The following is a 7,322-nucleotide window of genomic DNA, read 5'->3' as shown; positions in this document are numbered from 1 at the left end:
GTAGAGCTGCATTCTGGAAGTTGGAATAGCCAATGGTTAGCGGAAGCTGATTTAGTGGTTGCTAACCCAGGTATCGCCTTAGCGACCCCAGAAATACAAGATGTTATTCAAGCGGGTATTCCGGTTGTTGGCGATATTGAACTTTTTGGTTGGGCGGTAGACAAACCCGTCGTGGCAATAACAGGCTCCAATGGCAAGAGTACGGTGACCGATCTAACGGGTGTGCTTGCTAAAGCTGCTGGTCTTAACGTTGGCGTTGGTGGCAACATCGGTATTCCTGCCTTGGATCTTCTTGAGCTTGATGCCGATTTATATGTCCTTGAGCTTTCAAGCTTTCAGCTAGAGACAACGTTCAGTCTAAACCTTGCAGCAGCGGCCTTTTTGAACCTGTCAGAAGATCATATGGATCGCTATCAAGGCATGGCCGATTACCGTGACGCTAAATTGAGAATTTTTAATAACGCTCAGTGTGCGATCGTAAACCGCGAAGACAAAGAGACTTATCCTGATCAAACGATGTCATTGGTGACATTTGGACTTGATGACCAAGAGTTTGGTGTAGCGACGATTGATGGTATCGAATGGCTAATAGACAACGGCAAGCCTGTACTTCCTAGCCAAGATTTAACATTGGTTGGACGTCATAATGTGGCGAATGCTTTAGTCTCTTTAGCACTGCTTAAGCAAGTCGGTATCGATTACAGCAAAAGTCTTGAAGCTTTGAAAGCCTACAATGGTTTGACGCATCGTTGCCAAGTAGTGGCTGACAAACGCGAAATTAAATGGGTTAACGACTCGAAAGCGACCAACGTAGCCAGTACATTAGCGGCTCTGTCGGGATTAGAATACCAAGGTACTTTGTATCTCTTAGTCGGAGGTGTGGGCAAAGGTGCTGACTTTAGCGAGCTTAACCCCGTGTTGGCGCAACTAGACCGCGTACAACTGTGTTGCTTCGGTGAAGATGCTGCGCAATTTATGCCATTACATCCATCGGCTAAGACGTTTGATTCCATGCGTGACATTATCGAGAGTATCTCTGCACAATTGGTGTCGGGTGACATGGTGATGTTGTCTCCTGCATGTGCAAGCTTCGATCAATTTAATAACTTCATGGCGAGAGGTGATGCGTTCACTGAACTTGCTCATGAGTATGCCTAACGTGTTGAAGGACTAACATTCAGTGCAAAGAGTGAAAGAGATTAATCAATCTATTTGGCAATGGCTTAACCGTGCCACACCAGAGGCGCTCTACGATCGTCAGTTGGTATGGATTGCTCTTGGACTGATGCTGACGGGCTTGGTAATGGTAACGTCGGCTTCGTTCCCAATCAGTGCTCGTTTAACCGATCAGCCGTTTCACTTCATGTTCCGCCACGCCATTTTCCTGGTGTTAGCGTTAGGTGTATCCAGCGTAATATTACAAATCCCGATGAAACGCTGGTTTCAATACAGTATGTACCTATTGGGCTTATCCTTCTTTTTGCTAGTGGTGGTGTTAGCCGTCGGTAAGTCGGTTAACGGTGCCTCACGTTGGATTCCTCTCGGGCTGTTTAACTTACAACCTGCTGAAGTCGCTAAGTTATCTCTGTTTATCTTTATGGCGGGCTATTTGGTTCGTAAACAGGATGAAGTGAGAAAAACCTTCTTCGGTGGTTTTGGTAAACCGATCATGGTGTTCGGTGCCTTTGCGGTGTTGCTACTTGGCCAGCCCGATTTGGGTACCGTTGTCGTAATGTTGGTTACATTGTTTGGCATGTTATTTATCGCAGGTGCTAAGCTGTCACAATTTATAGCCTTAATGGTGGCAGGTATTGCTGCCGTTGTGGGATTGATTGTTATTGAGCCTTATCGTGTTCGACGTGTTACGTCATTCTGGGAACCTTGGAGTGACCCGTTTGGTAGTGGTTATCAGCTAACTCAATCATTGATGGCGTTCGGTCGTGGTGATTGGATGGGACAAGGGCTTGGTAATTCAATTCAAAAACTCGAGTACCTACCTGAAGCACACACCGATTTTGTTTTTGCTGTACTGGCAGAAGAGTTGGGTTTTGTTGGCGTAACCTTAGTGTTGATGCTGATCTTTAGCTTGGTTTTTAAAGCTATTTTTATTGGCAAAAAAGCTTTCGAAAACGACCAAGTGTTCAGCGGTTATCTGGCGTTTGGCATTGGTATTTGGTTTGCTTTTCAGACGCTTGTTAATGTCGGTGCCGCTTCAGGTATTGTTCCGACCAAAGGTCTAACCTTACCGCTGATCAGTTACGGTGGTTCAAGCCTTATCGTGATGTCAGTTGCGGTTTCTATGCTGCTGCGTATCGATCATGAATGCCGAGTGCAACAAAAAGAACAAGCCGACAATCAAAACGAATTAGTAGAATAAGAATCTAACGTTATGAAACAGAACAAAAAACTTTTAGTGATGGCTGGTGGTACTGGCGGTCACGTTTTCCCTGGATTAGCGGTGGCGAAAAAGCTTCAGCAACAAGGTTGGGAAATTCGCTGGTTAGGAACTGCGGACCGAATGGAAGCGGAACTGGTGCCAAAGCATGGTATTGAGATCGACTTCATTAAGGTGAAAGGCCTGCGTGGTCAAGGCATTAGCAAGCTAATTAAAGCGCCGTTCCAGATTATTAATGCCATACTTCAAGCCAGACGACATATTAAAGCATGGCAACCTGATGTGGTGCTTGGCATGGGTGGTTACGTCAGTGGCCCGGGTGGTATCGCGGCTTGGTTATCTGGTATTCCAGTGGTTCTACATGAACAAAATGCAGTGGCAGGTTTAACCAACCAATGGCTGTCTAAGATTGCTAAAAAGGTTTTCCAAGCTTTTACTGGTGCGTTTCCTACCGTAGAAGTGGTGGGTAACCCGGTACGCGAAGATGTTGTTGCCTTAGCTGACCCCGAGCAACGCATGGCTGAGCGTGATGGTGACATCCGCATCTTGGTTATGGGCGGTAGCCAGGGCGCAAAAATCCTGAACGATACCTTGCCAGTAACGATGGCGCAGCTTGGTGAAGGCTTCACTGTGGTGCATCAAGCAGGTAAGAACAATCAACAGCAAGTGATTGAACAATACAAATCACATTCTGTAGATAATGTTCAAGTGACTGAATTTATTGATGATGTGGCGCAAGCTTATGAGTGGGCAGATCTATTAGTGTGTCGCTCTGGTGCATTAACCGTATCTGAAGTGTCTGCTGCTGGTGTAGGTTCTATTTTCGTTCCGTTTATGCACAAAGACAGACAACAAGCGTTGAATGCCGATCATTTAGTCGAATGTGGCGCGGCGTTAATGATTGAACAGCCTCAACTAACGGCTGATAAGCTCGCGAACACTATCGCGCAGCTTGATAGAAATGAATTAAAAATGATGGCAACAAAAGCTCGTCAAGCCGCCAAGCTTGATGCTGATGTGACTGTCGCTGAAGCGATCAAAGCTTTAGCAAAATAATGAGATTGAATTGATGACGATTGAACATACCCAAGACTTAGCGCAAATCCGTGCAATGGTGCCAGAGATGCGCCGTGTTAAATCTATCCACTTCATTGGTATTGGTGGTGCCGGAATGAGCGGGATTGCTGAAGTCTTGCTTAATGAAGGCTACCAGATCACAGGTTCTGATATTGCTCAAAACCCAGTGACAGAACGCTTAGTTAGCAAGGGGGCTACTGTTTACGTTGGTCACCAAGCGAGTAACGTTGCCGACGCAAGTGTGGTGGTGGTTTCAACCGCTATCAACGAAGAAAACCCAGAAATTATTGCAGCTCGTGAAGCGCGCACACCGATCGTTCGTCGTGCAGAAATGCTGGCTGAGCTGATGCGTTTTCGTCACGGTATTGCTGTGGCAGGTACGCACGGTAAAACAACCACGACTGCGCTAGTGACACAGATTTACTCGGAAGCAGACCTAGATCCAACCTTTGTAAACGGTGGTTTGGTGAAAAGTGCCGGCACTAACGCACGTTTAGGTTCAAGCCGTATTCTTATCGCTGAAGCCGATGAGAGTGATGCTTCATTCTTACATCTGCAACCAATGGTTAGTATCGTCACTAACATCGAAGCGGATCATATGGATACTTACGGCGGCGATTTTGAAACGCTGAAGCAGACGTTTATTGATTTCTTACATAACCTGCCATTCTACGGCCAGGCTGTGATGTGTGTTGATGATCCTGTAGTGCGTGAGCTTATACCTCAGGTTAGCCGCCAAGTGATTACTTACGGCTTCTCAGAAGATGCTGATATCCGTATTGAAAACTACGTACAAGAAGGTCAGCAAGGCAAATTCACGGTGGTACGTGAAGGTAAAGCTAACCTTGATATTACGCTAAACATTCCGGGTCGTCACAATGCATTGAATGCATCCGCTGCGATTGCTGTTGCAACAGAAGATGACATCAGCGATGAAGCGATTCTAAAAGCGATGGCGGGAACCGAAGGCACGGGTCGTCGTTTCGATCATCTAGGTGAGTACGAAACAGGTAAAGGCGTTGCAATGCTGGTTGATGATTACGGTCATCACCCAACCGAAGTGGACGTAACCATTCAAGCAGCACGAAGTGGTTGGACTGATAAGCGTCTTGTTATGATCTTCCAACCGCACCGTTACAGCCGTACTCGTGATCTATATGACGATTTTGCGAATGTTCTTGAGCAAGTTGATGTACTTATTCTATTAGATGTTTATTCTGCAGGTGAGAAACCAATTGCAGGGGCTGATGGGCGTTCATTAAGTCGAACTATTCGCGGGCGTGGTAAGATAGATCCAATTTTTGTTGCCGATATCAACGCACTGCCATCGGCTTTAGCCAACGTAATTCAAGGTGGTGACCTTGTTTTAACGCAGGGTGCGGGCGATGTTGGCCGAGTAGCGAAGCTGTTGGAATCATTGCAGTTAGACATTAATAAGATGCAGAACGCGTAACAGAATACTGTCTACAGACTGTGGTCAATCGCTCACTTCTTGCGATTGACCTAAAATTGACCAAAAATCTTATTATCAACGTTTGATAGTTTAATTTTGCTCAGTATAATTCATAGGTTAAAGTAAGTGCTTTTACCTCTATTACGAAGATAGGGAATAGAATTGCGAACCAACGACAGGGAATGCGGGCTTTGGTAGAAAGTACTTTTAGCGAAAACCGCCACCTATTCAGTTTACCGTCGCTCAAGAAACACGCCTTAGGCGGGTCTTTTTTTGTCATGGTATTGCTATTCATTGGATTTCTTTTCTATACCACACTGACTTGGATGTGGGACGATCAGCGATTGCCTCTCTCTAAAATAGTACTGCAAGGCGACTTAACTTATGTAACCGCTGGTGATGTTCAACATGCCTTTAGCGAGCTAGAGCATATTGGAACATTCATGTCTCAAGATATTGGCGTGTTGCAACACAGTTTAGAAGCGTTGCCTTGGGTTTCTGTTGTCTCGATTCGTAAGCAGTGGCCAGACACAATAAAAGTATTTTTGACTGAGTATCATGCGACAGCTATCTGGAATGGCAATATGCTGTTGAATGAAGATGGTCAGGTGTTTAATGGTGATATTGGCCTTTTGAAGGGTGATAGAGTTAAACTTTACGGTCCAGATGGCACTAGCCAACAAGTGATTGAAAAGTGGCGACAGATAACGCCTTTAATTAACAGCCTAGGGTTAACCGTTACCTCGCTCGTTCTCAATGAGCGTCGCGCCTGGCAAATCATTCTAGACAACGGTATTCGTTTAGAATTAGGTAAAGATTTTTTAGATGAGCGTGTTGAGCGCTTTATTTCGCTTTACAACGAATTAGGTAGTAAGGCGAATCAAGTGAGCTACATCGACCTCAGGTACGATACGGGAGCCGCTGTAGGCTGGTTTCCAGAGCAAGAGTTAGAAGAGAGTACAGATGACTAAGACCGCAGATGACAACATAATCGTTGGTCTTGATATAGGCACTGCGACCATATCAGCTCTAGTTGGTGAAATATTGCCTGATGGTCAAATCAATATCATTGGTTCTGGGCAAAGCCCATCCAGAGGTATGGATAAAGGTGGTGTAAACGACCTAGAGTCGGTAGTTAAGTCGGTTCAGCGAGCTATTGATCAAGCAGAGTTGATGGCGGAATGCCAAATCAGCAATGTATTTATCTCGCTATCGGGTAAACATATCGCAAGCCGAATTGAAAAAGGCATGGGCACTATCTCTGATGAAGAAGTGTCTCAAGACGATATGGATCGAGCGATCCATACCGCGAAATCAATTAAAATAGGTGATGAGCAGAGAATTCTGCACGTGATCCCACAAGAATTTACCATTGATTATCAAGAAGGGATTAAGAACCCACTTGGTTTATCTGGTGTTCGAATGGAAGTCAGTGTTCACCTAATTTCTTGCCATAGCGACATGGCGAGAAACATTATTAAAGCTGTTGAACGATGTGGTCTCACTGTAGAACAAATCGTGTTTTCAGGACTTGCCTCAAGTAATGCGGTAATTACTGACGACGAGAGAGAGCTTGGAGTCTGTGTTGTTGATATTGGTGCTGGTACGATGGATATTTCCATTTGGACTGGCGGCGCACTGCGACACACAGAAGTCTTTTCCTACGCAGGAAATGCAGTAACCAGTGATATTGCCTTCGCTTTTGGCACGCCAGTGAGCGATGCTGAAGAGATAAAAGTAAACCATGGTTGCGCTCTGAGTGAACTCGTAAGCAAGGATGATTCTGTTAACGTCCCTAGTGTAGGTGGCCGTCCATCGAGAAGTTTGCAAAGACAAACTTTGTCGGAAGTGATTGAACCACGTTACACTGAACTTATGGGGCTCGTTAACCAAACTATTGATACGGTTCAATTACAGCTACGAGATGAAGGTATTAAACACCACCTTGCAGCTGGCGTCGTTCTCACTGGTGGAGCGGCACAAATTGACGGATTGGTAGAGTGTGCGGAACGTGTTTTCCGCAATCAAGTTCGAGTTGGTAAGCCGTTAGAAGTTAGTGGTTTAACCGACTATGTTAAAGAGCCGTATCATTCTACGGCGGTTGGTTTACTTCATTACGCAAGAGATTGTCAGATCAGCGATGAAGGTGATTACAGCGAACCTAAGCGTTCAGCACCTTCTATGTCTGGTTTATTTGGTAAATTGCGTAATTGGATACAAAAAGAGTTTTAACCTGAGTTGCAGGAAAAAACGGAGATAACACATGTTTGAACCGATGATGGAAATGTCTGACGATGCAGTAATTAAAGTCGTTGGAGTTGGTGGCGGTGGCGGTAACGCTGTTGAGCACATGGTGCGTGAATCAATCGAAGGTGTAGAATTCATCAGTGTTAACAC

General features: G+C 45.3%; 6 protein-coding genes and 1 pseudogene. All 7 read left to right on the top strand.

Annotation, left to right across the window (positions count from 1 at the left end; all coding sequences use genetic code 11):
* On the top strand, window positions 1-1,158 hold a 1,158-nt coding region (gene murD / locus AB4496_RS16180), incomplete at its 5' end, for a UDP-N-acetylmuramoyl-L-alanine--D-glutamate ligase (protein ID WP_372131363.1).
* A 22-nt stretch (window positions 1,159-1,180) separates the two neighbouring features.
* Entirely contained in the window at window positions 1,181-2,377 is a 1,197-nt protein-coding gene (gene ftsW / locus AB4496_RS16175) for a cell division protein FtsW (RefSeq protein ID WP_009848956.1), read from the top strand.
* A gap of 12 nt (window positions 2,378-2,389) precedes the next feature.
* Window positions 2,390-3,451: an undecaprenyldiphospho-muramoylpentapeptide beta-N-acetylglucosaminyltransferase gene (gene murG / locus AB4496_RS16170; RefSeq protein ID WP_009848957.1), complete on the top strand. Its 1,062-nt coding sequence runs from the start codon at window positions 2,390-2,392 to the stop codon at window positions 3,449-3,451.
* Between the two features lie 13 nt (window positions 3,452-3,464).
* Window positions 3,465-4,925, top strand: a complete 1,461-nt coding sequence (gene murC, locus AB4496_RS16165) for a UDP-N-acetylmuramate--L-alanine ligase (RefSeq protein ID WP_009848958.1) — start codon at window positions 3,465-3,467, stop codon at window positions 4,923-4,925.
* Window positions 4,926-5,116: 191 nt separating this feature from the next.
* The gene (locus AB4496_RS16160; RefSeq protein WP_009848959.1) at window positions 5,117-5,896 is read left to right on the top strand and encodes a cell division protein FtsQ/DivIB; all 780 of its coding nucleotides are present in this window, start codon (window positions 5,117-5,119) and stop codon (window positions 5,894-5,896) included.
* Window positions 5,889-7,157: a cell division protein FtsA gene (gene ftsA, locus AB4496_RS16155; protein WP_004729844.1), complete on the top strand. Its 1,269-nt coding sequence runs from the start codon at window positions 5,889-5,891 to the stop codon at window positions 7,155-7,157. The genes AB4496_RS16160 and ftsA overlap by 8 nt, the downstream gene beginning before the upstream one ends.
* A gap of 31 nt (window positions 7,158-7,188) precedes the next feature.
* A pseudogene (locus tag AB4496_RS16150) lies at window positions 7,189-7,322 on the top strand (cell division protein FtsZ); the annotation flags it as partial.

It is taken from the genome of Vibrio sp. 10N.222.46.A1, from assembly GCF_041473595.1.
Lineage (GTDB): Bacteria > Pseudomonadota > Gammaproteobacteria > Enterobacterales > Vibrionaceae > Vibrio > Vibrio tasmaniensis_A.
This window is presented reverse-complemented; position numbering and strand designations above follow the sequence as displayed.

Excerpts from the sequence above, each read along its gene's own strand:
- murG (WP_009848957.1), top strand. The coding sequence starts at position 2,390 with ATGAAACAGAACAAAAAACTTTTAGTGATGGCTGGTGGTACTGGCGGT.
- murC (WP_009848958.1), top strand. The coding sequence starts at position 3,465 with ATGACGATTGAACATACCCAAGACTTAGCGCAAATCCGTGCAATGGTG.
- ftsA (WP_004729844.1), top strand. The coding sequence starts at position 5,889 with ATGACTAAGACCGCAGATGACAACATAATCGTTGGTCTTGATATAGGC.